This window comes from Paenibacillus xylanexedens (assembly GCF_007676705.1).
Taxonomy (GTDB): domain Bacteria; phylum Bacillota; class Bacilli; order Paenibacillales; family Paenibacillaceae; genus Paenibacillus; species Paenibacillus xylanexedens_C.
The window spans coordinates 263,685-288,137 of sequence record NZ_VEBF01000003.1; the positions used below are offsets into that span (position 1 = coordinate 263,685).

18 protein-coding genes are annotated in these 24,453 nt (G+C 51.0%); 2 read left to right on the forward strand and 16 right to left on the reverse strand.

The genetic code is table 11. The annotated features are described in order from the left end of the window. Window positions 1-20: 20 nt before the first annotated feature. The 3 genes from FS628_RS19070 to FS628_RS19080 form a co-directional block, all read right to left on the reverse strand. On the reverse strand, window positions 21-2,471 hold the full coding sequence (locus tag FS628_RS19070; RefSeq protein WP_145324569.1) for a transcription initiation factor TFIID: 2,451 nt from the start codon (window positions 2,469-2,471) through the stop codon (window positions 21-23). Window position 2,472: 1 nt separating this feature from the next. Then, window positions 2,473-5,862 carry a tubulin-like doman-containing protein gene (locus FS628_RS19075; RefSeq protein WP_145324571.1) on the reverse strand — a complete coding sequence of 1,130 codons (3,390 nt, stop codon included), beginning with the start codon at window positions 5,860-5,862 and terminating at the stop codon, window positions 2,473-2,475. A 225-nt stretch (window positions 5,863-6,087) separates the two neighbouring features. Next, window positions 6,088-7,881: a vWA domain-containing protein gene (locus FS628_RS19080; protein ID WP_145324573.1), complete on the reverse strand. Its 1,794-nt coding sequence runs from the start codon at window positions 7,879-7,881 to the stop codon at window positions 6,088-6,090. 261 nt (window positions 7,882-8,142) lie between these two features. On the opposite strand from FS628_RS19080, the gene FS628_RS31435 reads away from it, so the two are divergent. Further along, window positions 8,143-8,286, forward strand: a complete 144-nt coding sequence (locus tag FS628_RS31435) for a hypothetical protein (protein WP_186327879.1) — start codon at window positions 8,143-8,145, stop codon at window positions 8,284-8,286. Window positions 8,287-8,288: 2 nt separating this feature from the next. Continuing rightward, the gene (locus FS628_RS19085; protein ID WP_145324575.1) at window positions 8,289-9,221 is read left to right on the forward strand and encodes a hypothetical protein; all 933 of its coding nucleotides are present in this window, start codon (window positions 8,289-8,291) and stop codon (window positions 9,219-9,221) included. Window positions 9,222-9,603: 382 nt separating this feature from the next. On the opposite strand, the gene FS628_RS19090 is transcribed toward FS628_RS19085, so the two are convergent. The 13 genes from FS628_RS19090 to FS628_RS31440 form a co-directional block, all read right to left on the reverse strand. After that, a complete protein-coding gene (locus FS628_RS19090; RefSeq protein WP_145324577.1) occupies window positions 9,604-11,244 on the reverse strand; it encodes a DEAD/DEAH box helicase in 1,641 nt (546 codons plus the stop codon). A 423-nt stretch (window positions 11,245-11,667) separates the two neighbouring features. Continuing rightward, complete coding sequence (locus FS628_RS19095; protein WP_145325002.1) at window positions 11,668-13,119, reverse strand: SulP family inorganic anion transporter; 1,452 nt, start codon at window positions 13,117-13,119, stop codon at window positions 11,668-11,670. Window positions 13,120-13,640: 521 nt separating this feature from the next. Beyond that, the gene (locus tag FS628_RS19100) at window positions 13,641-15,311 is read right to left on the reverse strand and encodes an ABC1 kinase family protein (protein ID WP_145324579.1); all 1,671 of its coding nucleotides are present in this window, start codon (window positions 15,309-15,311) and stop codon (window positions 13,641-13,643) included. After that, complete coding sequence (locus FS628_RS19105) at window positions 15,312-15,692, reverse strand: phasin family protein (RefSeq protein ID WP_091036091.1); 381 nt, start codon at window positions 15,690-15,692, stop codon at window positions 15,312-15,314. Between the two features lie 72 nt (window positions 15,693-15,764). Then, window positions 15,765-16,403, reverse strand: a complete 639-nt coding sequence (locus tag FS628_RS19110; protein WP_145324581.1) for a ThuA domain-containing protein — start codon at window positions 16,401-16,403, stop codon at window positions 15,765-15,767. Between the two features lie 42 nt (window positions 16,404-16,445). Beyond that, window positions 16,446-17,165 carry an SDR family oxidoreductase gene (locus FS628_RS19115; protein WP_145324583.1) on the reverse strand — a complete coding sequence of 240 codons (720 nt, stop codon included), beginning with the start codon at window positions 17,163-17,165 and terminating at the stop codon, window positions 16,446-16,448. Window positions 17,166-17,321: 156 nt separating this feature from the next. Beyond that, window positions 17,322-18,836 (reverse strand): cobyrinate a,c-diamide synthase, encoded by a 1,515-nt coding sequence (locus tag FS628_RS19120; RefSeq protein ID WP_145324585.1) that lies wholly within the window; start codon window positions 18,834-18,836, stop codon window positions 17,322-17,324. A gap of 255 nt (window positions 18,837-19,091) precedes the next feature. Beyond that, complete coding sequence (locus FS628_RS19125) at window positions 19,092-20,180, reverse strand: cobalt-precorrin 5A hydrolase (RefSeq protein ID WP_145324587.1); 1,089 nt, start codon at window positions 20,178-20,180, stop codon at window positions 19,092-19,094. Then, window positions 20,173-20,970, reverse strand: a complete 798-nt coding sequence (gene cobM, locus FS628_RS19130) for a precorrin-4 C(11)-methyltransferase (RefSeq protein ID WP_145324589.1) — start codon at window positions 20,968-20,970, stop codon at window positions 20,173-20,175. Before cobM ends, FS628_RS19125 begins: the two co-directional genes overlap by 8 nt. Then, window positions 20,967-21,683, reverse strand: a complete 717-nt coding sequence (cobI, locus tag FS628_RS19135) for a precorrin-2 C(20)-methyltransferase (protein WP_145324591.1) — start codon at window positions 21,681-21,683, stop codon at window positions 20,967-20,969. Before cobI ends, cobM begins: the two co-directional genes overlap by 4 nt. Before the next feature lie 32 nt (window positions 21,684-21,715). After that, window positions 21,716-22,996, reverse strand: coding sequence for a precorrin-6y C5,15-methyltransferase (decarboxylating) subunit CbiE (cbiE, locus tag FS628_RS19140; RefSeq protein WP_145324593.1), 1,281 nt, complete (start codon window positions 22,994-22,996; stop codon window positions 21,716-21,718). Then, window positions 22,959-24,095 (reverse strand): cobalt-precorrin-5B (C(1))-methyltransferase, encoded by a 1,137-nt coding sequence (locus FS628_RS19145; protein ID WP_145324595.1) that lies wholly within the window; start codon window positions 24,093-24,095, stop codon window positions 22,959-22,961. Before FS628_RS19145 ends, cbiE begins: the two co-directional genes overlap by 38 nt. Before the next feature lie 153 nt (window positions 24,096-24,248). Next, window positions 24,249-24,407, reverse strand: a complete 159-nt coding sequence (locus FS628_RS31440; RefSeq protein ID WP_186327880.1) for a hypothetical protein — start codon at window positions 24,405-24,407, stop codon at window positions 24,249-24,251. Window positions 24,408-24,453 lie beyond the last annotated feature (46 nt).

Genomic DNA, 24,453 nt, shown 5'->3' on the forward strand with positions numbered 1-24,453 from the left:
GTCAGGACACCGTCGGCGTCTTAACGCATGGGCGACAACTTCTCCACCAGACCTGCGGGGTGAAGTTCATAGCCATTCTCCGTATAGGAGTCATAATATACCTTACCGTTCCGATACACCATGAGATCCTCCAGATGGAAACCGCCCATCAGATTCAGCTTCTCCACGCCACTACTGCGTTCTTCGTACACCACACCTAGCTTGTAGATGCGTGACGTCTCTTCGGCATGTGCAGCGTAGTCCATGAAAGCACTATGATGGTCACCAAAGAAGTACTTCTCTTCATACCGATGTTCCTGTGTATAATCGAAGACCCGCACCCTTACGACGGCCTGATCCTCCAGCGTGTGGTACAACCTGCGGAACAGATCATCCCGGGTCAATACGTCTTTGTCTCCGTAGGCAATCGTCACATTGGCCCGCTGCAACAGCTCTTCTTCAAATGGCAATTGCAGCGGCTCGGCCGTAAGCAGCAACGAGTGACATACCTCCATCAGACGTTTCAACAACCGATCATCGCCTTCCGTTGCGAGTCGGTTCATGTCTCCCATGTAACGGTCCTCAAACCATATATCCCGTCCGCGCTTGGCTTCCAAATCTATGATTAGCTCTTCCGTCACTTTGCCGTAATACTCCATCACGTTCTGCCCGATGTATTCATCCGCAGCGGCGATACTTTGGGCAGCTGTCTCTCGCAGTGTGTGTTCCAGCGCTTCAAGCGATGCTGTGATATGGCGACTGAAACGGTGAAGCTCTTCCATCTCCGTATCGTAGATACGCAGCAGATGTAATTCATTTTCCAGTCGCAGTAATTCCACCTTCGGCACATACACCCGCTCCAGCATGCAATCAATCAGATTGCGTACATTCTGCTTATCACGGAACAATGCTCGTTTGAAGGACTGATCTTCCACACGCTCTTGCTGACGTTGCTCCAGCAGAGCACGTGCGGATTCAAGCTGCATCGATTTATCCCGAATCAGTCCGAGCAGTGCCTCACGTACACTGCCAGGCTCACTGCCACTCCAGGCCGCCCATTGGAAGTAACCAACCTCAGGATGCTGCACACGGGACTGTTCGGCCTGACGGCGCAGGGAACTGCTAGAGCTGCGCTCCCGAACACGTTCCTCCACAAGTCGGACTACGTTGTCGCGGAAGTATGACTCGGCTCCTTGTCCGAACAACGCTCTCTCCGCTTCACGTAGGGAGAGCGGCTTCAGCTCAGAGAAACCAACGTTATGCGTCATAATGCCGCTCATGCCACTAACCAGATCTTCATTGGGCAGCAGGCCTTCGACTTTACGTTCCACCGAGGCCGCGTCCAGTCCGAAGAAAGCAAGCTTGTCCTTGATGCTCCAATCCGGCTCCTGCCGCATACGTGCGAGCAGATACCGATACAGGTGGTATAACACCGTCAGCGCAATCGGTTTGTTGGGCCGCCTGATCTCGGCAAAACCCGCGCTTGCATAACCATGCTGATCAGAGGTAGTACGAATATTGTTTTTAAAGGATGTATTGTTGTACGTGTTCGCTCCTGTGCTTGAAACGGTACCCAAGTGATTCCCATCCTGCTTCCTGTTCTTCAACAGGCAGATGCGGCAGATGATCTCGGCATTTTCGATCCAGCCACCGGGAACGCCAGTTCCACGCTCATTTTTATCGGACAACAGATATACAAGATCAAACAACGGTGATGCGGGATGTGCTACGGGAATGGAGATCCCATCCTCCGTCACCAGCAGATTACCGCTGAACGTGTAGTCCAGCGACTGCATATAATCCAGCTCCCGCAGAAAAGCGAGGCCTGCTGCGCTGGCATACCCGAAGGAATCCACCTGTTCCATCTCGCTGACCAACACATGCAGATCCGTCTGCACCGACTTGAAGGCTTGGGACAAAATGGTCTCCGTCAGCTTGGTGAGCTCTGGCAACAATACATTCAGCGGATCATCCGCTCTGGTTACCACCGTAACGTAAATCCGATCAAATGACGAGTACAACCGTCCATATTCGGCAATTCGGTTACTGACCCGCCGAAGCGTACGATTCAGATCGTAGAGTGCCTGATCCGATTCATGGAAACTGCGGTGTACATCCTTACGCCGTGTTTTGGACGGTCGCTCCTTCTGCCCAGTGGACAGTGGCAAGCGGTGCAGAGTTACCTGTCCGTCGTCACCGGATGAGCCATCATTCCTCGTTTCACCCGGATCTACTTCCTGATCTTCTGTCCCGATCTGAACGTAGACCACACCGTCTCCATTATCCCATTTCAACCGGTTAATCTCCCTCACCGCAGACACGGCAGGTGCAACTTGATCACCCACGAACAGAAACAAGGCTGGGTAATGGATGCTGCTGCGTCCATCACCCAGGCTGCCTTGGCGCTCCTGCTCTGTTGCGTAATGTACCGCATACTTCTCCAGATCGCGCTTCAGGGTATTGCTCGAGCCCAACTCCATCCCGGCCGCCATCTTACTTCAGCCTTCTGCGAATGTCGTTCAGCTTCGACGACATCGTTCTGTAGAACTGATAGATGTCTTCTCCGTTAGCCAGTTCTACTCGTTCATACTCCAGACGATCACGTGATTCCATGAACAGCGCAGCCAGATCATCCAGCTTCGTCAGCAATGGGGTGATATCTTCTGAAGCCGTCAGATCATTATCGCGACGGGAGGCTTTACGCAGCAGTGTACTGCGGTCCTTTTCCGTCAGGCCGCGGAAGTTACCAAACACTTCATACTCGGCAAAGTTACGGCTCTTCATCAGGTTAGCGAATGGCTCCCATGCGTCTTCTTCCGGATCACGGTCATAGACGTAGAGCGCACCTTTTTTGACGATGGTGTCGGTATATAACGCTTCGATGAAGCGATCATACCACTGCTCTTCGTCCTGGTACTGGGCAAGAATGCCTTCGAGTTCCGCGACTTTGGCCGAGATGGCATTCATCTTCGCCAGTTCCTCACGTACGCGTGCGATCAGCTGCGGGGAGCGTACCAGGTTTTCTTTAGCCATATCTTCATTAATACTGCCGAAAATATCCTTAACTCCTACACGCGGCAACCCTTCGGATTGCAGACGTTTCAGCTCGATCACGGCCCGCTTCACTTCGCCGAGGTTCGGCGTGGTGGACGTGAGACGCATGTCATAGGCTCCCAGTTTGGCAGACAAATCAAACGCTTCTGTTGTCACAATCGCGTACCGGTTACTTGTATTCTCATCAATGGATTTGGCTGTCACAATGTTGTATCCAAGCGCCTGCTCGAATTCGTTGCGCACACGGGCGTTATACTGCTTCACGCGGGCGTTCTCGTACACATCTCCCCATGATTTTTCCGGAATCGGAGACGGCAGATAGGTCCAGTTGTTTTTCTCCGTTTGTACCAAGTGCCGACCAATGCCTTCTTTGTCCAAAATGGTACGTTCATAGCTTTCCTCATAAACTTTGAGCGGTGTATAGACAAAAAGCGGTACCCCGTTGCGGGTGTTCAGCCAGAATATCCGGTTACGCACTTCACTTTCCTTGACGGTAAAATGAGATTTGCCTACCGCATTGTTCTGATAATTGCGAATCCCTTTCAGAATGCCTGGCGCCTGTGCCGGTACCGATACAAATCCCCATGAAGGGAAATGCAGACTGCCTGTACTGTTGCTCAGATTGAACACTGGAACGGCCTCATCATCCAACTTGCCAGCAATGAAACGTTCCACGAATTTCTCGACTGACTCATCCTGACCATATTTGATCACCAGGAAATCTTCCATGGAACGGGTAATCAGATCACCGAATTTCTCACTCAGGAAGTCAGAGATGGAGCTGACGATATCAATCTCGTTTTCCTTCACCCACTGGCTGGAGTTTTCCAGCAATTCACGGGAGAAGTCGCGGATCAGATCGTCCGTATCACGCTTATCCAGCAGCCCGTCCACCACGCTGACGATATCCGGTACACTTACCACGTTCCAGTAATATGTCTTGTTGCCTTTGTGATCGGCTTGTTCTTCACCGCGTGTCAGCAAATCACCATTCTTGGCGAATATCGAGCTAAGGGCGTTCAGCGTTTCGGTAAATACATTATAAATGCGGCTGTTTTCCTGGTTCAGCAACTCATACAGATCTTCATAGAACTCGATCATCTGATCATTGCGTTCCACGTCGGCGTGCAGCCAGTATTCATGAATTTTTGCTTCAATATAAGCATTCTTTTTCTTCTCTTTGGAGACGAATGCACTCTTTGCATCGCCGAGCTTCTCTTCAGACTGCTCCTGAGCTGCTTCAATATCACGCGGAATGCGGAAGGCATTCTCACGTAGGGTTTCGATGTAAGACTGAATCATCTTCAGTACACAGAATCCTTTTTCCGTATAAATTAGACGAGAGACATAGAACGGACCTTGTTCGGGATGCAAAAACATGCGCCGGATCTGTTCGGTGAACTGACCGGCAATCTCGCCTGGCAGCTGTTTCTTCGCCTTGATATATTCTTCACGAGCACGAGCCAGGAAGTTCTGCTCCAGTTCGGTGTCCATATTCACAACCTGTGATTTCACCACGTTGCCATAGGATAGACGTTCGCTGTTCTGATAACCGGGCAACGGCTCAGGCACACGGGCTTCAAAGGACTTGACCACACTTTCGAGATCAATGCCCAGCTTGCGGGCGAACTTCTCGGTATCCTCCTGGTTCGGCGCTTTGGAGAACATGGTGTTCATTTTGTCGAACATGCGATACGCCAGATAGGTGGTCATCTCTTCAATCGGCAGTACAGCCGAAGATGCACCAATGATGTTGTAATCATAGTTGGCTGGGTACACCTTGTTCATCTGTGCAATGTTGGTGCGAATATTGCTGATATAGTCATGGATCGCAAACTCCTCACCCGACTGCTTCTCCTCACTTGCCATGAAGTTGGTAATGTTCTCGGCCGTGACGTTCATGCAGTAATCGTAGGCGTTCTCCAGCAATTTTCCTTCGGTATTCGTCGCAGAGATCAGATGACACAGGTTAAATGGCGGCAGTGGTGAGTTGACGGTTAAAATATTGCCGTACTTCTGTGTAAACCGCTCACCGCGGCTATCCACGTTCATCCAGTAATCCAGCTCTTTGAGTGCAGCATATCCGTTCTTGCGAATGTATTCGCGAGTGTGTTCGCTCAAGCTTTTGTTGGACAGGTTCACGTCTGGCGTGAACAGGTAGCCCAGCGTATTCACGCGGTCAATCCCGGCAGAGCCGTGATCCCGCTCGATAATGCCGCGCACGATATAAGAAATATCGAGGAAGCAGCCGCTGCCTGTACCGCCGGACAAACCTGTCAGCAGGAATACCATCAGTTTTTTGTTTGTACCTACAGATAAGGTTTTGATCTTTTTGTCGATGGCCTGCACGACCTGATTAATCTTGGTGAACAGGAGTAGACGTCCAGCCTGACGCACCCCTGCGGCACCGTTCATGCCATCCGTGATGCTCAGTTCCGGAGACAGCCAGTCCGTAATATATGGCTCCAGCACACTGCGGTTCTGAAGAAGTCCGCCAATCTCGGCATTGGACAGCAGCACGAATTCATTGATCGGATCGAGCCCGATCCCTTTATACTTTTTCGCACGATCCTGTTCGTTCGTCTCAAAAGCCAGAAACTCCACATTGTCCGGCTTGTCCATTTTTTTCTTGGATACTGGGTCCTGCGGTAGCTTGAAACGACGGTTAATCTGATATTTGAGGCGCAGCAGCGCGTCAATTCCCGTTCCTCCCAGACCGATAATCAGAATGGGGTTATCAATCGTATCGACTCTGATTTTCTCACTGACAATACCTCCGCCAAGTGATACATCCAGTTGCTGAATATGTTCTCTAACAATCGGTTTCATTCCATGTCCTCCCTTTAGTTAACGCAGTCGGAACTACAACATAATTACACTTGCCACTCCGATGACAGAACAACCTTCCGATCGCTGTTATCCCCAGATTTTTTGATTCTCTTTTTCAAATGTGAAAATCTGAGGATAAAGGCGCACGCTTCGCTTCTCCAGCTTTTTTCTGTCCTCTGCGTTCTAGTGTAAACGGTTAGTTCCAACTTCTATTGGCAATCATTTTTAAACCAGATACTCGATTAAAATGGTCTTGTCCGCCTGTTGCAGCGGGATGCTCAGTCGGTCACCGTTCTTCAGTTCAACGCCTGAGCTTGCATCGACTGCACGACCGGATTTCTCCAGCGTACCGCCTGCGGTGTTACGAATTATAATTCGATCTCCATTGCTGGGCGTAAATACATATTTTTCGGTTTCCTTCAGCTCGGGGTCCAGTTGCAACAACTGATGCAGATGGAACCTGCCCCGGAAGGATACCAGCTTTTTATATTGCGGATAGGACTTGTCTCCCGTGTTCTCATCACGAATCTCCACAACCATCTGACCTACAAACCCCCGGTTTTTGCGTTTCAGCCAGCCCATCAGGAACCAAGCACCCACACCTACCACAATCAGGGCTATAACACCCAGGATGACAGGTAACCAAGGAAACGGCTTATCCTGTTCACTGCCTGATGTTGTCGGTTGAGTTCCACTTCCGGCTGCTCCACTCGCGTTGATCGTGATTGGCGCACTTTCACGGTAGAAGCTGTCTTCTTCTGCACGAATGACTAATTCATAGTTATGATTGTCTGGTACTTCAAACGTTCCGGCAAAACCAGAACCTGTGTTTTCCAGCGGTTGTTCTTCACTTTTGCCTGTATCCACATCTTTCACAACCAGCGTGCCCTTCATATCCGTATACAGGTCATTATCCTGAAGCGGCTGACCGCCATTCTCCAGTTTGGCGGCAAGATCAACCTTGTCCCCTTTGGTATAGGACTTGGTCTTAATTGGGTCCACAACGAGCTGAAGATCATAGTTGAACAACAGGTTGATATCGATGCTGTCTTTCGGAGCCCCTTTTACCCGAAGTTTCCAGTCTCCTTCTTGGGGTTTCAACAGCTTCACCAATGAGTAACTTTTCGACGTCGAGAGCTTGGCTTCATCCGACTTCAGATCCACGGCTTGTCCGGATGGATCCGTCAATTGCACTTCCACCGGCTTCGAGGACATGATCGAAATATTTGCTTCCAATACACTGTCGTTCGGTACATTCACGGTAACTTCCTGATAACTGCCGTTTCCCGTTACAGAGGGCAGTTTCACCACATTCAGTTTGGCATGATCGGCGAAGATCTCACTCAGAATCTGAGGCAGATCATCCGGCGTATCGGTAATGAATGACTTGCCTCCGGTCTGCTGAGCCAGGTCTGCGAGTGCATTTTTGTTCAGCTTGCCATCCGCGTTCAGTCCAATCGTATACACCGGAATACCCTGATCCTGTGCTTCCTTCACGGCTTTTGCCAGATCAGCGTCGGATTGTGCCTGTGTACGGCCTTTGGTTTTGTTAAAGTCATTGTTGCCATCCGCCAGCAGCACGATCATCGGCGAGTGGGATGGGTCTGCACCATGATTCAGTATGTTTACGGCTTCAGTGACACCAACTGAGACATCGGTATATGGGCCTCGGCCGAGTTGATCAATAAAATCCTTCAGGCTGCTCTTGTCCGCATCGGACTGAATCTCCAGCATAGCCTTTTCTCGCTCCACCTGATCGGTATAAGCAACAATTCCTACCTTGTCCCCCTGGACGGGCAGCATATCAATAAACATTTTCATGGCTTCATTACTGATCTTGTCACGGTCACTTGTATTCATCGAGTTACTTACATCGGCTACAAGTACCGCATCGATTCCGCTCGTCTGTGCCTGAGCCGCTGCAGCTTGTGGCAGCAACGCCTGAGGTAGCAGTAGCGTTAGAATTGCCAGCAGAACCATCGTTCCGCTGAGCCAGCGTATTTTGCGTGTCCGCAGCATTGGGTGTACTCCTTCACGTTTGAGATTAAAATGGGAATAGTTTATTATAGGCGTCAAGCCTTAAGGAAATCTTAACAGTCTACTAATAAATTCTGAAAAGCACCCCTATCTTGAGTTACAGTTTTGTAATGACTGACAAAAATCGACGATTTCACGCCTGTAACTGGCACAAAAGTACCAACTATGGAAATATGATATAGTTATTGCCAGCAAACTGCAATATAACAGCGCTTGATTACAAGCCATAGAAGGGAACGGATTATGGTTACATACGGATGCCTCGCCATATTGTTTCTTTTTGTCATGATAAAGGTAATTACACTCCAGCTTCATCGGCGGAAACCGGTCTCCCGCGAAGACACGGATCGTACCCTCTACACTATTCTGAATGGTGAGCGTGATTGAGCATGAGCACTAAACTAGTTGTATCCATAAAACCATTTCAACGAACGACCCATGCCTATGAAAAGTTGCAAGTCTGCACCCGTTGTGGACAGTATACCTGCCTGTGGGAAGAGGAGTGCACGGCCTGTGGCCGGGGTACCCTGAATTCCGTTCAGGCGAAGGCGACTTCCCGTGTGAAACGCCGAATTGCACGCGACCTGTTCATTACGATATTGTTCGGTGCAGCTGCTACCTATTTCGGTGAGACCATAGATCAGACCATGGCGGCAGCCAGCGTTTCCCTGCTGCTTCTGGCATTACTGATCTTCATGCAGAGACGTTCGTTCGAGGTAGAGCAGCAGCGCGAGTTGAAGCGCACGTTGCAACAGGATGAGGAAATCATCCGACAGGGCATCAACCGAAACTGGGCTCTGGTCGCCGAAGCCCGAAAGCAGGATGAAGCACTGGCCTATGAGATGCTCCGCGAGATCGGCTCACTTGTCTACAACGACCGAGTTCGACTGCAACAGGTTGCATTGTTACAATCTTTTGTCCTGCGTAGTGATATGGATCTGCAGCTCAAGCCCTTGCTGCTACGCAACTTCGAGCGGCTACTGGCTGAATATATCGGTGAGATTGCACGACTTAAGCCGGAATTAATTCGTGAAGATGCGATTCGTTATATCGCTACCTATGAAGTGAACATTTTACAGCTCCACAATGGAATTCAGATACTTACAGCCGTAGCTGCTGCTGCTGTGCGCAAGAGCAAATATATTGAGTTATTCCCTAGTCTTATTACCCGTTACGCCCGCTTTATGACCAAGGATCGGTTCATGAGGCTCTATCACACGATTGAACGCTATCCGAGCAAGGCACGCGGTGGACTGGCAGAGTCGGTGGGCCGGGTGTATAACGAGAAATATCGGGATCAGTACGCAGACGTTCACGTGTAACAAGGATATATTGGGAATGAAAAACGTAGTTTAGTGCAAACTCACTCCGTGTATATAGACGAATGCAATTTCAACCACCCCTGCATGCACATCGGCAACAGGTATCGAATGTTATGATTCTAATGATATAAGAATTAATCCAAAAACACCCCATCCTTAGGTCTAGGATGAGGTGTTTTGAAGTTTATGGCAGAGCAATGAGCAATAAACGGTAACCATATTCTATTCTGGTGAAAAAAGGGCCGCGACGTGCTTCCGTCGCAACCCTTGATCTGAGGGTTCGGTACCTCTGTACCGGAAGCCTCTCATGCTATCCGCCATGCCAATCTCTGTAGCATGGCATGGTGCAATTGCGGCTGCATCGCCGCTTGCACCGAAATCTTTACCTTCCGCGACGAGAATCGCGACGGTCGCCCTTCGCCGGTCCGCGTCCTGCGGATTCCGGACGGCGAGAGCCTTCACTGCTGCGCCCGGAGCTGCGCTTGTCGGCGCTACGTCCAGCCCAGCCGCTGCTAGCTGCACCGCGGCCGCCTTGGCCCGCTGCACCGCGACTGCTGTCGCTGGTGCGCGCGGAACCACGGCCTGCGCTACGTTCGTCGCCACTGCGGCCACCGCTACGCCCACCACTGCGTCCGCTTTGGCCCGTTGCACTGCGACTGCTGTCGCCACTGCGCGCGGAACCACGACCTGCTGCACCGCGACTGCTGTCGCCACTGCGGCCACCGCTACGACCACCACTGCGTCCACCTTCGCCGCCGCGGGAACCACGACCCCCACGTCCGCCATCGTTACGGCCTGCACCGCGACGGGCACTGCCTGTCCCGGAAGAGCGTCCGCCTGAACGTTCGTCATCTCCCTGGCTGTTGATGGAACGTCTAGCAGCTCCAGTCGAAGCAATTGGGCCTTCACTCGTCCACTGGATGCGGGACAGCTTCTGGTCGATACCTTGTTCAATTCGTGCAAGCTCTGGTCTGTCGTGCTCTGTTGCAAACGTTACAGCAAGACCGGTACCGCCTGCACGGCCTGTACGACCGATCCGGTGGATATAACTTTCCGCATCATGCGGCATATCGTAGTTAAATACATGCGTGACGCCTTCTACATCAAGTCCACGTGCAGCTACATCTGTAGCAACCAGCACTTGCAGTTTGGCATCGCGGAACGCTTTCATCACGTTCTCACGCTTGGATTGGGACAGATCTCCATGAAGTTCATCACTTGCATAACCTGCTTCACGCAGATCTTGGTTCAGCTTGGATGCACGACGCTTGGTCCGGCAGAAAATGATCGCCAAGTATGGGCGATACGTATCAATCATGCCGCGAAGCGCTTCGAGCTTACCGCGATCCGTACATTCCAGCACCTGCTGGCGAATCTGTTTGATCGGGATAACCGATTGGGAAGATACCTTCACATCTTCCGGATCTTTCATGTAGGTCTTCGCCAGGTTGCGAATGCCCTTCGGCATTGTTGCTGAGAACAGCATGGTCTGACGTTTGTGTGGAAGCTCACTAAGAATCGTTTCCACATCGTCCAGGAAGCCCATGTGCAGCATTTGGTCGGCTTCATCCAGCACCAGTTTTTTCACATTATCAAGCTTCAACGTGCCACGACGCAGGTGATCCAGGAGACGCCCCGGTGTACCAATAACGATCTGGGTACCGTTCTGCAATTTACGCAGTTGCTTGTCCACATCCTGCCCGCCATATACGGCAAGAACGTGCAGTTTATCGTCGTTAGCAGTGAGCTTCTTCGCTTCTTCCGTAATTTGCAGCGCAAGCTCACGCGTAGGCGCGATAATCAGGGCTTGCGGCGAACGGTCGGATACGTTAATTTTCTGAATAATCGGCAGCAAAAATGCCAGCGTTTTCCCTGTGCCTGTCTGTGCCTCGGCGATAATATCGCGTCCACCCAGCAGTACCGGAATCGAACGCTCCTGTACCGGAGTCGGCACGGTGATGCCCTGATGTTTCAGGATCTCACACCATTCCGGGCGAATGCCCAGTTGTTCAAAGTTTGCCAATCGTTACACCTCTGTATATTCATTTAGATAAGTCCATTTCATAAAGACTTCAGTATCTGCAATCAAGACTAGCTTTCCTTATATCAATCATGATTATGAAATGAATTTTTTAAAAAGCAATCCACTCGTTGCTCTTCTTCTCCATACCCTGTAGTTTACACGTTAGTCAAGCAAAACAAAAGGGGATACAGCGTTACCCCCTAACTTGTAGCATAAAATCTCGAGTTCAGCGTGACTTGTATCAAACAAGGGACTCTAGATCTGCCTTCAGGTTGCTGATGATGTGCAAATGACCTAGCATGCCTCAGGCTCTAATAAAAAACAGCGACGCCCTCTCCCCGATTAAATCCGGAAAAAGTGCGACGCTGATTAAAATGCATCTTTTTATGTTACCTATTCGTTGTTTACTTCGTTCCAAACAAGTTACGAACTGTGCCCTCCGGCTGTGGCAAATCCACTCCGTTCAAGAATGCGAGTGCTCTCTTCGTTCAACCCGCGCAGGTGCACAGTTTTACCAAGCTTCGCATATTTGAACTTCACTTTGCCAATAGCCACAACCGCAGTATTATCCCAGATATGTGACCCTCCGAAATCAATCGTAATCTCCTTCGGATCGGCTTCTGCATCGAACTCATCCACAAAACGGGACGAAGAACCGAAGAAGAACGGTCCGTGAACCCGATATACTTTCTGCCCTTGCTCCTGGCTCGCCTGTACGCGAATCTTGGTCTGTTTCCAGCCAAAATGCAGCACACTGAGCACAACGCCGACCATAACCCCGATCGACAGATCGTGGGTATAGACCACAATCGCCACCGTCACGATCATGACAAAGGCTTCCGCCCGAGGCACACGGGCAATATTTTTGATGGAACTCCAGTCGAATGTTCCGATACACACCATAAACATTACACCGACGAGCGCACCCATCGGCACCTGTTTCACCACTCCGCTGAGCAGCAACAACAGGATCGCGAGAAATGCACCCGCAGTAAACGTAGATAATCTTCCACGTCCTCCAGACTTCACATTAATGACCGACTGCCCAATCATGGCACAGCCCGCCATACCACCGAACAAACCGTTAATGAAGTTGGCAATCCCCTGACCGCGTACTTCGCGGTTTTTACTGCTCTTGGTCTCCGTCATCTCATCCACAATGGTAGCGGTCAGGAGAGATTCCAGCAAACCGACGAGTGCCAGAGTGAATGAATAGGGCAGCAGAATCATCAGCGTGTCCCAAGTCCATGCAATATTAGGCAAGTGGAACATCGGCAATGTACTGGTCAGGTTCCCCATATCGCCGACAGTCTTAACATCCAGATTTAACATCGCCGTAATGATCGTCATCACGATAATGGCAATCAACGGAGCCGGTGCGGCTTTGAAAAACCTTGGCAAAATATAGACGATCGCCAGCGTACCTGCCACCATCGCATACATGATCCAATTCGCTCCCGTGAAATGGGTTAACTGCGCCATAAAGATTAGTATAGCCAGTGCGTTCACGAATCCGGTCAGTACCGAATGAGGCACAAACGTAATGAATCGCCCCACCTTGAAAATACCCAAAATAAACTGAATAATTCCCGTCAATATCGTTGCTGCAAAAAGGTATTCCACCCCATAATCCTTGACGAGTCCAACCATCAGTACCGCCATGGCACCTGTTGCCGCCGAGATCATGCCTGGTCTTCCACCAGCAATCGAGATCACAATTGCAATTGTAATCGAAGCATACAATCCGACCATCGGATCAACACCTGCAATGATGGAGAACGCAATGGCTTCCGGAATTAACGCCAGCGCTACCGTAATGCCTGCCAGCACATCTCCGCGAATGTTGCCAAACCATTGTTGTTTTAACGTATTCATATGTTCTTTGCCGTTCCTCCTACGTGTATCCCTCATATTGGACAATCCTACTGAAGAGTAACGGAATCCGTACACCACTAACTAACTACCCAGGACAGCACAAAACAACGGATTCCTCTCCGCATCATTCGTATATGCTCTTGCCTGAGCTGGCATCATTCTTCCCCATCCGTATAACCTTGACGGCTTAATGAGCACTCACTCTTTTCCGTTCCAGTGTGTATCGCTGATATTCCATTACTGCCTTCAGTTGTCTTACTCGTGCGACATCAGGAGCTGATCCTGATGCCAATAGGTTTTCCCCTCTCAGAAAAACCGGGTCCGTTAATGTACTGACCTATTATTATAGTCACAGGACCGGATATGTACTAATACAGTTATGGTGAAAAAATAGAACCTTTTCTTCTATTATCTTAATATTTCTATAATTTACTCATCAATGCTCTATTCACAAAAAATAACCCGCAAAGATCCTTTGAAGAAAGTCTCTTTACGGGTCCTCTTGTGATGTCATGCTGATGCTAGAACCTTCCCGATTTGAATATCGAATAGAGCAGGAAAGCCACCATCAGAATCGCCACCAGGAAACCAATCTCAATGACCGGAATATCCCACAGCATCGTGGACTGATGACTGATCGAAGATCCGATAATCAAGCCCACCATGATGATACAAAAAGCGAGTAACACAATACTGAAAGATAGCCGATTGCTGATCTGGTCCATTCTACGCATGAGTGCATCCAGTTCAGGAACACTGATCTCCAGCCTCAGCTTGCCTTTGCTAATAATGGATGATAACTGCCTTAACTGCCCCGGTAGACCAATGACACTCTCAGCCATATCAGCTGCACTACGGAACAACCGATTCTTGATTCTTCCGGCGCTAAAACGTTCCTTGATCAGCTTCCGGCCAAAGGGTTCGGCCATATCTACGATGCTCAGGGAAGGATCAAGATGTTCGATGACACCTTCCATCGTTAGCAACGATTTGCCGAGCAGCAGAATATCGGCAGGCATCACCACCCGGTGCCTCTGGGCTACGCCGAACAAGTCATTCAACGCCTGACCAACACTGATCTTGGAAAAGGGAATATCGTAATATTTGGTACGTAACTTGTCCAAATCCACATGAAGCCCACGCAGGTCCATGTCATCTGGCATCATGCCCAATTTCTCAATTGCCCGGATCATACTGTCCGTATCTTTGCGCATTAACCCAATAATAAGCGAAGCGAGCTGTTGTTTCATCTCATCACTCAGACTGCCTACCATACCGAAGTCTATAAAAGCAAGACGTCCATCCTTCAATACCATCAGATTGCCCGGATGTGGGTCAGCGTGAAAGAATCCCTGAATAAAGATCTGATTCAATAATGAATCCACCAGCCGCTCGGCAATGTTATTCAGATCATGACCCCGTCTCACCAGTTCTTCACGATCATTGAGTTTAATGCCTTCGATATACTCCATCGTGAGTACACGTGATGAAGTCTGATCCCAGTAAATTGTCGGGATTTTGACCTTGTTGTCCTGTTGGTATTGCTGTGCAATCTTTTCCGTATTTCGGCCTTCAACCGTATAATCCAGTTCAGCCATCAGTGCCTGAGCATATTCTTCGACCATTTGCGGAATCTGATATTGTTTCACCCAGTCCCAGCGCTTCTCCGCCATGGCTGTCAGTTCACGCAAGATATCCAGGTCACGCTGCACAATACGCGATATACCCGGCCGCTGAATCTTGATGGCTACCGACTCACCGCTTCGAAGTTTGCCCAGATGCACCTGTCCAATGCTGGCCGCAGCTACAGGGGTATCCTCGAACCGGGAAAAGATCTCCTCCAGCGGTGTATCCAATTCCTGTTCCAAAATACCCCGTGCCGTCTCGGAAGAGAACGGCGGGACCTGATCCTGCAACTTCACCAATTCACGAATGACAGACTCAGGCAATAGATCTGCCCTTGTACTTGCGAGTTGCCCCAGCTTGACGAAAGCTGGCCCCAGCTCCTGCAGTACAAGCCTGATGCGTTCACTCAGCGTTTTGGTGGTGTGTGCTTCACGCGACATCCACCGTCTGGGTAGAGCCAGCAACTGGAACAAACCCAGCTCCTCGACCATATAACCGAAGCCATGACGCACTAGCGCCATGGCAATTTCACGGTATCTGCCGATATGTTTGATTCGCACTGCCATCTACTCGATCTCGTTTCCTTTGAGAGGAGGAGGAACTTCAAGTGGAGCCGGGGATTCATCAGGTTGGAGTTGTGGTGATTGGCCCAGTTCGGCAAGTTTTTTCTCCAGGACAGCAACGCGCTGTTCCAGACTGGTTACATCACTTTCGGATGCCACACCAGCTTCCTGAAGCACTCGCTTGACCTGCTCCTGAATCATTCTCTTGAACTGACCCTGCTCTTCATCGCCCCGTTCCAGCAGACGTTCAACCAAAGCTTTGGATTCACCGGGCGCAAGTTCCCCGCGCTTGACCAAATCATCCACGGTTTTCTCAATTTTCTCTTTGCTTACGACAGTAAGACCAAGCCCTAACGAGATCGCCTTTTTGAACAAATCGCTCATTTTTGTCATCCTCCTCTTCGTTGATCTCTATATTATACCCCTTATACTCTGCATGCAAAGATGTCCGTCCGATCAGACGTATCGTGCAGCCCATTTGCCTGCTTGCAGGAGTAATTTACGGTACGTTTCGTGCGCAAAAGACGGCACATGATGACCTGGCATCAGATAAACAATACGTCCAATACCATATCGATGTGCCCAAACCGCAGGCTTCGGTCCTTCTTCGGATTGATATTCCAGCAAAATCTTCGTTTCGGCAAAAGAACCAAACTCGAACTGATAAGGTTCTTCTTCCATTGTGAAATTCGAAATACCCTCCGTCACTGGATGGCTTTCGGCCGTTACAGTGAATTCAAGCGGTGCATAAGCCGGATGATGCAGGAACTTGGCACCGATCATCTGTTTGAGTTCATAACGATTTTGGAGCGAAATGCCGTTATGTATAATGACCAGCCCACCTCCATTACTTACATAGGACAACAAACCTGCTGTCTGCTGTGGAGAGACTTTCCCCTTCCAATCGTCCATGTATGAGATACATACATCAAACCCGGTTATATTTTCTTGCAGCAGCATATTCCGATTCTCACTGCACTGCACAGTCATAGTATCATGGAAAATTCGGCTAATCTCTGCATCCACACCTTGAAGCGGGTGCCAATCCGGATGCGTATAATCGCCAAGTAGTAATGCTTTTTTACGATGATCCATTCAATCAATCTCCTTTCTTGTTCACCTCACTGTATACAACCACTACCAGGGAAGTGTGTCTCCCTTGTAGTCCACATATGCGGGCTGATCTCCTTTAAACTGCTCATGGCGGTCGATAAGTACTGCGATATGCTGTGCAGATTGCTCGGGCGTGAGATCCGCAGAAGCATCCAATTCTCCCCGCATATAACTCTGTACCCAACCGGGATGCACAAGCATCACTTGTCCGCCTTCATCCTTCAGACCATTGTGCACAAGACATGCCTGCATGTTCAAAGCAGCTTTGGACATGCAATAGGCAAACCATCCATCCCGACTGCATTGCTCCATACTTCCAGCCTCGGAAGAGATATCAACAATCAGCTTGGTCTGCCCTTGAAGAAGAAGGGGTAACAGAGAATGAGTCACACGCAGTGTGCCAAGAGTATTTACATTAAATACTTCAGCCATCTCCGCTATATTCAACGGCCCGCGGATATGATCCGTAATACTTCCTAGTATAGCCGCATTATTGATCAGCATATCCAGATGATTCGTACCCAGCTTCAATGTCTCCGTGAACAGAGCTACCGACAGGTCGTCCGCAATATCCAGTTCGATCGCCCGCAGATGATCAGGGTATGCTTCTGCAAGCACACGAATCCCCTCGGAATCTTCCACATCCAGACCGGCCGCATACACGAGATAACCTCTCTTCAGCATCTGTGCTGTCAGAGCGAGTCCCAACCCCCGGGCAGCACCCGTTACACATACGGTTCTCATCATATTGTCCCTCCCTCGCCAATGATTCTGTCTTTAACTCATTCCACATATTCATCTGAAAACCTTTAATTCAGAATGGGGTTCCCCAACTTCACGACCAAAGACTCATGAGGTAAAAGCGAGATTAGAGCCATTCTGCTTATTGAATTGAGCGGTTTATTGCTCTGTTATTATTCCTGACCCATATCGCTCCTGTCGATAGGCTAAACAATGTTCCACCCATCTTCGAGCGGCTGCCGGGTAAGAGCCCAGATGAACATGCGTGTACCCCGCCACGATGTTGCCTGCAGCATACCCTTCTTGCTTCAAGCCACGCAACCCCTTGGTCTCATACGCATAAGGAATCATTCCTTCTTCACGATAGGTCATTGTGGAGTAATGAAATTCATGACCCCGAAGTACTTCACCCTTTTTCAGCAAAAAGGAATCCTCAACCGCACTCGCTTCACGGTAACCAAGTGCAGCTCGCTTCTTCTGCATCTGCACCTGTGCGGGGATAATGCCCGCCATCTCGAAAGTAACGCCCTCTCGGTCGGTCAACGTTTCCCCGAGTACCATGTAGCCACCACATTCTGCGAATAAAGGCATGTTCGAACGCGCTGCTTCACGAAGTCCTCCTAGGAAACCCATGTTTCCTGCAATCACTGCTGCAAATTCCTCTGGAAATCCGCCGCCCAAATAGACGCCATCCACATCCGTTGGAATGCCTTCGCCAGCGAGCGGACTGAAGTATTGTAATCGAGCCCCGGCCGCTTCGAGCAATTCCAGATTATCGGGATAATAGAAATTAAACGCCGCATCACGCGCAACGGCAATGACAGGCTGTACTTCATATGATACATGTCGATTATTAACGTGGATCACTGAATCGAATTGTGAATCGTAATTCGAGCCGGATTCAGCATTAGCCGAATCCGTGTGGGTAGTAGCGGCAAGACTGCCTTCTTCTTGTTGAAGCGGCGGGGCGCTTGCTGCGAGCTCCAGCAGAAGATCCAGATCGGTGCCTTCCATTAATACATCGGCAGCCCGCTGAAATAACGGTTCCAGTTCACCGCGCTCAATGGCAGGCACCAGTCCCAGATGTCTCTCGGGGATGGACATGTCTTCATCCCGCTTCAGCCAGCCAACCACCGGAATGCCGCACATCTGCTCAATGGCTTTTTTCACAATGGTGTAATGACCCACACTTCCACAACGGTTGACGATCACTCCGGCAATATGTAATTCAGGCTCCAGCTGTTGAAAACCAAGAACAATCGCGGCCGCACTACGAGCCATACTGCGTACATCCACGACCAGGATCACAGGGGTCTTCGTGATCAGAGCAATCTCTGCAGTCGAGCCTGTATTGCTAATCGGATCTTTGCCATCGTAGAGGCCCATAACGCCTTCGATAATGGATATATCATGTCCTGCCGATGCCTTCTCGAACGTATCTCTCACGTATTCAGCCGATGTCATCCATGCATCCAGATTGCGTGACGGTCTGCCGGTAACGGCGGTATGATATGTCGGATCAATATAATCCGGGCCGCACTTGAACCCTTGTACACTCAAACCACGCTGGGCGAGTGCTCTCATCAGCCCCAAGGTTACTGTCGTTTTCCCTGCACCACTTCCGGTGCCTGCAATGATCAGTCGGGGTCTGGCATTACGATCTGCAATGGTCATCGTCAATTCCACCTTTTCGTCAATATAACAAAAGCTTCTGATCGAAGCACTATCAAGGATGATACATTCGTGTTTTAGTTGTTGCTTTTCTTGCGATTATCGAATCCTTCAGCTCCGCTGAAAACGTATAAATTCTATAATCTAAACAAAACCGCATCATATAGCGATGCGGTCAAGATTAATACACACTAGTGATCGGAAGGTTATTCTGTCATCGAAGTACCTGTGTAAAGTAGATTCACTTCATGCATATCTCTACTCAAATGAAATCCGTGCTACGGAGATCGTTAGATTGCCGCTCTTTTTCTTCTCCAGCAACCAATGATCGGCTCCCGAAGAGAGCAACGCCGCAGGTTCACTTACGCCATATGCTCCAGTATATTTAAATACTGTCTCGGAAGGATTCGCAAGCTTCACCGTATTGAGCTCCGCAGGGGTGTAGGTCACCAGCTCCCACCCGTATTTGGCGCATAGGGCCAACAAGCCCTCTTCATCCTTTTTCAGATCAATCGTGGCAATGTTGCGCACGCTCTTCACGGAGAGGGATAACTCCTCTAAGGTCGCGAGGACTTCCTGCTCCAATTCCTCTACAGATGTGCCGCGATTGCAGCCCATGCCAAGCACGAGGCTTTTTGGACGATACAATACGCCATTGGTGAGAAAACGTTCCTCTTCTTCTGCCGAAAGCAAGCGGTCACTGACGACCAGTGCAGCATTGAACGGGAATGATTCTGTTTCCTCGAGGCTGTTGAAGACGCGGATATGATCCGGCACTGGTTTGTTATATCTCCACCAGTTCCGCTCCCCTGTCTCCTGAATGAGAGCTACAGGCTCTTCGTTCACAACAGCTGCACTGACAGGTGTCGCCTTGTCGAAGCTATCCACGATCCAACCCAACTCCCGGCCGAACATGTCCACCGGAATGGTGCCTTGCACGTCTGAAGCCGTCGTAATGACCGCGCGTGCGCCAAGCACCTCTGCGACCTGACGAGTCAACTCATTCGCGCCGCCAAGGTGACCAGACAGCACGCTGATGACGTTCTCACCGCGGTCATCAATGACCAGCACGGCGGGATCGACTTTTTTGTCCACCAGAATCGGAGCGATCATACGCACAACCGCACCCAAAGAGATGAATAGAATAATGCCATTATATCGTTTGAACAAATCAGGCAAAATCAGCTTCACTGAGCCTTCGAACAGCTCATAACCCAACTGCTCTTCATCCCCACGAGCAAACTTGCTCATATAATACACGTCCGTACCCTGGAACTGCCCCGCCAGATTACGCACCATCTCCACGCCATGCTTCGTGATGGCAACGGCTGCAAACGGATTACTCACCGGACTTCACTCCCTTGCGATAGCCATGGGTGAAGGATTTATCGTACAGCTTGGAACGGTGGGCATCCCGGTTCACGAGATCGGGATCGAGCGCCCAGCCCGCCAGAATCATTGCATGCATTGTAATGCCTGCGGCACGCAGATCTGCTGCCAGATTGGCAAGCGTGGTCCGTACAATTTTCTGATCAGGCCATGTCGCACGCTGCACCACTGCCACCGGCGTATCTTCGCTCCAGCCTGCGGCGAGGAATTCAACCACGACTTTTTTCGCCAAAGTCGCACTCAGGAAGAGCGCCACCGTGCAGTGATGGGATGCCAGATCACGCAGCTTCTCCCGCTCAGGCACAGGTGTGCGCCCTTCTGCACGCGTCAGAATTACGGTCTGTGTGAGTTCCGGTACAGTCAATTCAGCTCCCAGCGCAGCTGCCGAAGCAAAGACCGAGCTTACACCCGGAATAATTTCATATTCCACACCCTGCTGTTTCAGCAGCACCATTTGTTCCAGAATCGCGCCGTACATCGCCGGATCACCCGTGTGCACACGCGCTACGCTACGCCCCGCACGAGTGGCTTCACACATCAGCTCAACCTGACGTTCCAGATCCATGCCAGAGCTTTGCAGCACTTCTGCTTCGGGCTTCGCGGTAGCAATCAGTTCATCATTCACGAGTGAATCTGTATACAGCACCATATCCGCACTCTTTAAAATGTTCGAACCCTTCACGGTAATCAGTTCCGGGTCACCCGGGCCTGCACCTACAATGTAGACTTTCGCTTCCAATGTCTTCATTTGCTCACCACCATCAGGCTTAGATATTCCAGCTCCTGCCCTTTCAGTTCACGGGCATCACGCCAGACCAGTTCATATGGAGAAGTGACCTTGGTAACGACCGAAGCTTTGCCGCCGAGTCCCATCTCGTCCAGCAATTCAAGCATCGGATCAAGCACCTTCGCCACTTTGATAAATACAATCGTATCGTGATGCTCGATCGCCTGCCTCATCGCTTCTTTATCTGCCGTAGCCGGAATAATGCCCACCTGCTCGTCTCCGTCTGCCAGATGGATATCCAGTGCTGCCGCTGCACCCAACACAGATGAAATGCCTGGAATCGAACTAATCGGCACTTCAGGATGCAGCTCTCGCATCAGCCGGGCCAGATGAATAAATGTGCTGTACAAGTTCGGGTCACCCTCGGTTACAAAGGCCACATCCTTGCCTTCCTTGAGCGCACCCCAGCATGCTTCAACGGTCTTGCCCCACTCACGTTCAAGCACAACCGGATCCTTGGTCATCGGGAAGATCAAGCCGAGCATCTCTTTCTCTTCCGGGTTCACGTACAGTTCCACGATCTCGTGGGCATATGATTTTCCGCCTTTGCGCTTCTTCGGATAAGCGACCACTGGACATTCCCGGATCATCCGATACGCCTTCACGGTAATCAGTTCCGGGTCTCCCGGCCCGACACCCACGCCATACAGCGTACCTACTGCTGCCGTACTCATGTTGTTTTCCCCCTTGTCCTGTCCTTGAAAAGTCATTCTGCCGCTCCAGCTTCCACTTCCTCTGTTATTCCGTGCTGTCCTGTGATTACGTAAATCGGATTCAATCCGTCAAAACGGGTCATGTTCAAGATCGGCTTGCTGCGCGCCGTCTGAAGTAACGTCACGGATGCCTCCAGGCCCGCTTCGCGCATGGCCTTCATGCTGTCATGCAGCGTCTCGATGGTCGCTGCATTCACCACAATGCGTCCCTCTGGGCGTAGCCGAGACGCACACAAGGCGATCAGCTGGGCAAGCTCACCGCCGCTGCCGCCAATAAACACCGCATCCGGATTCGGTAGTTCGTCCAGCCCTGCTGGTGCTTTGGCATGAAGGACGGTGAAGTCTGTCCGGAATTTGATCCGGTTGGCCTCGATGTTCACGAGGTCACCTTCATTTTTTTCGATGGCGTAGACATGTCCCTGCGGCGCGAGCCGCGTGCATTCTACCGCCACAGAGCCAGAGCCAGCGCCGATATCCCACACAATGCTATCCACGCCAAGTCGCAGTTCAGCCAAGCTGAATGCGCGGACCTCGCGCTTGGTGATCAGGCCTTTCTCCGGTTTGCGCTGCTGGAATTCCTCGTCGGCAAAACCGAACCCCCGGCGCGGCGCAGGTGCATCCTTGCGGCGCAGCAAAATCACGACGTTCAGCGGGCTGCATTCTGCTGCCGCAAGCTCGTCCAGGGTGTAATGGCGGGCACGCTCGTCTGCCCCGCCCAGGTTCTCGGCAACGTAGGCATCATACTCGGTCATGCCGAACTGTTGCAGATAAGCCCCGATCGCAGCGGGGCTGTTATGCTCGTCCGTGAGCAGCGCAATTTTGGCTTTGCCATCGATGCGCTGTGCGAGGCCTTTGAGCGGGCGTCCGTGCACGCTTTCGAGCACGGCATCGTGCCAGCTCTCGCCAAGCTGGGCAAATGCCAGCTGCAGCGAACTGAGATTAGGCCGGATCTCCAGTTGATCCGGGCCTAATTTGCGCGCTAAATACCCGGCTATGCCGTAGAACAGCGGGTCTCCCGAGGCAAGCACAACGACGTTGTGTGTGGCCTGCAACGCTTTTATTTTCACAACCAGATCGCTTAAACCGCTCTTGATCGCTAACTTCTCACCCGCAAATGCCGGGAAATACTGCAGCTGACGCTCTCCGCCCACAAGTACATCTGCCTCCTGAATGAGATTCAGGCTATCTGTTGTCAATCCTGCCGCGCCTTCTTCACCCACGCCGATAATGCGGATTCTACGATTCTTTGCTCCAGTTGCTGTCTTCGAGTTCACTGATTTCCGCCCTCCCCAGTTCCATTCCTTTCATCGTAACCAATACCACTTCCACCGTTATGCCGCCTCCCGCATGCTCCAGACAGTGCTGGCAAGCATATGTACATAACTTTTCAAAATAGGGCAAGTACCCCGCTTCAGTCATCATATCTGCTACCTGAGTCGCCGTGTTGGCTTCCTCGATCGCTTGCGCCAGTTCATCTCCAGATCCGGTCTCGCGGGCCACAGACGCAAGAAATCCAAAATCCACCGGCGCACTCTTGGAGTGCACCATCATGACGCCTTGAGCTACTTTGGCAAATTTGCCTGGCATTCCGACCAGACTGATGCGTTTCATGCCCAGTCGTTTACCGTGTTTGATGGCGAACCCGACAAAGTCACCCATCTGGATAAAAGCTTCCTCCGGCAGCTCCGGCATCATCTTCATCGCGTATTTCTCACTACTACCGCCCGTCGTCAGCACAATATGTTCACAGCCCGATGCCTGAGCAACGGAAATAGCTTGTACGACACTCGCTCTGTAGGCAGAGGTGGAGAACGGAACGACCACGCCGCGTGTACCTAAAATAGAAATACCGCCCAGAATGCCGAGCCGGGAATTCAGGGTCTTCTTGGCGATCTCTTCGCCTTCCGGCACGCTGATCACGACCCGCACCCCTCTGGCTGTGCCATGTTCAGCAAGCACCTGGGTTACCGCTTCGGTAATCATGCGGCGCGGAACGGGGTTGATTGCCGCTTCGCCTACAGGCACGGGCAGTCCGGGCTTCGTGACTCGGCCTACGCCGATTCCCCCATCCAGCTCCATGCCGGGCTCGTCTCGCCACGACACATGCGCGATGATCTTCGCCCGATGCGTGGCGTCCGGGTCATCCCCCGCGTCCTTGATGGTGGCACAGGTCGCTACGCCATCGGTCAGTTCCTGCTCGATCAGTTCGAACGAGTGGTCAAAGCCCGCGGGCAATGAAACCACGGCCTGTGCCGGCGTAACACCTGTTAACAGGAGTTGCGTGGCTCCCTTGGCAACGGCTGTCGCGCACGCTCCTGTGGTGAAACCGGAACGCATTGGTTTGTCGGGGTCTGGGGTATTGCCGCCTATCATGGGTTTTGAACCTCCCGTCCTTTAATTAGCTAGTTTAAATGAGGTGGCATTACGCTGCGTACGTGGGTGGGGCTTTGGGCGCTTGGGTGGACGCTACGGGTACGGATCGTTCTTATGATCGCTGTTGTCTCCAGATTTCCTCGATTCCCTTTTCTAAAGGGAGAAATCCGGAGACAAAGGCGACCGCTCCACTTCTTCAGAATCGATTCCGTCCCCTTCGCTGCTACCTGCTTCTGCATCCACCTGGCACAGTGCGTAGTGCACCTCTTGGGCTAAACAATGCCCTGAGGTTTGTTTTGGGTAACTGATCATTCCATGCCACTAGGAGATGGCATGGAATGTAGTTACGCGGTTTTGT

What these genes read in the sequence shown, in the direction of transcription:
- cobI (WP_145324591.1), bottom strand. Translation starts at nt 21,683, where the DNA reads ATGAGTACGGCAGCAGTAGGTACGCTGTATGGCGTGGGTGTCGGGCCG.
- FS628_RS19080 (WP_145324573.1), bottom strand. Translation starts at nt 7,881, where the DNA reads ATGCTGCGGACACGCAAAATACGCTGGCTCAGCGGAACGATGGTTCTG.
- FS628_RS19075 (WP_145324571.1), bottom strand. Translation starts at nt 5,862, where the DNA reads ATGAAACCGATTGTTAGAGAACATATTCAGCAACTGGATGTATCACTT.
- FS628_RS19110 (WP_145324581.1), bottom strand. Translation starts at nt 16,403, where the DNA reads ATGGATCATCGTAAAAAAGCATTACTACTTGGCGATTATACGCATCCG.
- FS628_RS19105 (WP_091036091.1), bottom strand. Translation starts at nt 15,692, where the DNA reads ATGAGCGATTTGTTCAAAAAGGCGATCTCGTTAGGGCTTGGTCTTACT.
- FS628_RS19085 (WP_145324575.1), top strand. Translation starts at nt 8,289, where the DNA reads ATGAGCACTAAACTAGTTGTATCCATAAAACCATTTCAACGAACGACC.
- FS628_RS31435 (WP_186327879.1), top strand. Translation starts at nt 8,143, where the DNA reads ATGGTTACATACGGATGCCTCGCCATATTGTTTCTTTTTGTCATGATA.
- FS628_RS19100 (WP_145324579.1), bottom strand. Translation starts at nt 15,311, where the DNA reads ATGGCAGTGCGAATCAAACATATCGGCAGATACCGTGAAATTGCCATG.
- FS628_RS19120 (WP_145324585.1), bottom strand. Translation starts at nt 18,836, where the DNA reads ATGACCATTGCAGATCGTAATGCCAGACCCCGACTGATCATTGCAGGC.
- FS628_RS19095 (WP_145325002.1), bottom strand. Translation starts at nt 13,119, where the DNA reads ATGAATACGTTAAAACAACAATGGTTTGGCAACATTCGCGGAGATGTG.
- cobM (WP_145324589.1), bottom strand. Translation starts at nt 20,970, where the DNA reads ATGAAGACATTGGAAGCGAAAGTCTACATTGTAGGTGCAGGCCCGGGT.
- FS628_RS19070 (WP_145324569.1), bottom strand. Translation starts at nt 2,471, where the DNA reads ATGGCGGCCGGGATGGAGTTGGGCTCGAGCAATACCCTGAAGCGCGAT.
- FS628_RS19115 (WP_145324583.1), bottom strand. Translation starts at nt 17,165, where the DNA reads ATGAGAACCGTATGTGTAACGGGTGCTGCCCGGGGGTTGGGACTCGCT.
- FS628_RS31440 (WP_186327880.1), bottom strand. Translation starts at nt 24,407, where the DNA reads ATGATCAGTTACCCAAAACAAACCTCAGGGCATTGTTTAGCCCAAGAG.
- FS628_RS19145 (WP_145324595.1), bottom strand. Translation starts at nt 24,095, where the DNA reads ATGATAGGCGGCAATACCCCAGACCCCGACAAACCAATGCGTTCCGGT.